Source organism: Algoriphagus pacificus (assembly GCF_017254845.1).
GTDB lineage: Bacteria > Bacteroidota > Bacteroidia > Cytophagales > Cyclobacteriaceae > Algoriphagus > Algoriphagus pacificus.
The window spans coordinates 1-1,617 of the sequence record NZ_JAFKCU010000013.1; the positions used below are offsets into that span (position 1 = coordinate 1).

4 protein-coding genes are annotated in these 1,617 nt (G+C 56.2%); all 4 read right to left on the reverse strand.

Annotated elements, in window-relative coordinates; genetic code table 11:
* Nucleotides 1-75 precede the first annotated feature (75 nt).
* The 4 genes from J0A69_RS22325 to J0A69_RS22800 all read right to left on the reverse strand — a co-directional run bounded on the left by J0A69_RS22325 (nt 76) and on the right by J0A69_RS22800 (nt 1,610).
* Nucleotides 76-654, reverse strand: a complete 579-nt coding sequence (locus J0A69_RS22325; protein WP_000975070.1) for a phage tail protein — start codon at nt 652-654, stop codon at nt 76-78.
* A gap of 11 nt (nt 655-665) precedes the next feature.
* Nucleotides 666-1,019, reverse strand: a complete 354-nt coding sequence (locus tag J0A69_RS22330; RefSeq protein WP_000752979.1) for a head-tail joining protein — start codon at nt 1,017-1,019, stop codon at nt 666-668.
* Nucleotides 1,020-1,030: 11 nt separating this feature from the next.
* Nucleotides 1,031-1,429 (reverse strand): DNA-packaging protein FI, encoded by a 399-nt coding sequence (locus tag J0A69_RS22335; protein ID WP_000158919.1) that lies wholly within the window; start codon nt 1,427-1,429, stop codon nt 1,031-1,033.
* Between the two features lie 91 nt (nt 1,430-1,520).
* Nucleotides 1,521-1,610 carry a hypothetical protein gene (locus J0A69_RS22800; protein ID WP_394369900.1) on the reverse strand — a complete coding sequence of 30 codons (90 nt, stop codon included), beginning with the start codon at nt 1,608-1,610 and terminating at the stop codon, nt 1,521-1,523.
* Between the last annotated feature and the right edge of the window lie 7 nt (nt 1,611-1,617).

Consider the following 1,617-nt stretch of genomic DNA (forward strand, 5'->3'; position numbering starts at 1 on the left):
GACCATCAAAAAACGTCGCCCCGGTGTCATGCTTCTCCAGTGCATCCAGTACGGCTGCACGGAGTTCAGTATGTTTCATCGCTTTATTACCATCCTCAGTTGATGCTGCAGCGCATAGCCCAGCTCTTTCGGAAGACGTTCACGCCGTATCCGCTCAATATTTTGTTTAAACGCCGTGGTCAGCGGCACCGCCATCGGGATTTTCACCACATCAATGGGGTAACGGTTTTTCCCAGCCACACGCTGCATGACATGCCACCGGCCATTTTTCAGTTGCTGAATAAACGCGCCGGGAATACGACGGTTACCCACCACAAGCACGCTGCCGCCACCTTTCAGGGATGAACGCTGCCCCTTTTTACGACGCCTGCGGCGCGAAAGGACAACCCGCGCATTACCCAGCTTGATTACGGGCAAATCCCCCCGGTTAACTTTGATTCTGGCCTGCGGATTTTTGACCGTGGCCCTTTTCAGCCTGGCCCTTTCCTTTACCAGTTTCCGGCGTACCTTTGTCTCACGGGCAACCTGTGACGCCGACTGCGATATCGCGGATGAAGCAACGCGGTTAATGGCCATTGCGGCGGCACCAGGCACCGCCGTTTTGCTGATACGGCTGAGGTTTTCAACGGCCTGCTCAAGACCTTTTATGGCCATACATCCCCCTTTCAGCGGCGACGGTTAACGGCAGGCGGTACGCCCCGTCCAAGCCAGAGATGACAACTTCCGCCATCATCCGGCGAAACCCGATCTACCCAGAAATTTTCCTCACCGATGGTCAGCGTGTCTCCACGCCGCAGCTGCCGCACCTCATCAGTCCGGACAAACAGGGACGGGCTGGAGCCTTCAACGCGCACGCCCTGTCCGGCATAGCTGATATTTTCAGGGTCATCAAAAACACCACGTATCACCGCACCTGACTGCTCACCGGATGTAATGGTGGCTGACGTTCCCATGTACCCGCGTATCGTTTCATCGGCGCGGGCAATGGCAGCATCGAACAGGTTATCGAAATCAGCCACAGCGCCTCCCGTTATTGCATTCTGGCCAGGCCGCGCTCTGTCATTTCGGCTGCCACACCGGCAGAGACACGAAACGCCGTTCCCGGCAGCACAAATGCCACAGGTTCATCCCGCGTGGCGTGAAGTGCATCAGTATGCAGCTTCACCAGTGCCACGACCGTGACCAGTTCAGACGTATCCAGAATCACGGTATCCGGCTGCGCTGATCCCACCTCATTTTCATGTCCGGTCAGCACATTTTCCCGGCTGAGAGGGGTGTCCTGACCGGCAGTTTCATCCGTGTCATCAAGCTCCTCTTTCAGCTCTGCCACACGGAGCGCCAGTTCTTCTTTCGTCCCCGTCAGGCTGACATCACGGTTCAGTTGTTCACCCAGCGAGCGGAGACGGGCAATCAGTTCATCTTTCGTCATGGACTCCTCCACAGAGAAACAATGGCCCCGAAGGGCCATGATTACGCCAGTTGTACGGACACGAACTCATCACTGTCATCAAGCTCCTCTTTCAGTTGTACGGACACGAACTCATCGGGTCATCAAGCTCCTCTTTCAGCTCTGCCACACGGAGCACCAGTTCTTCTTTCGTCCCCGTCAGGCTGACA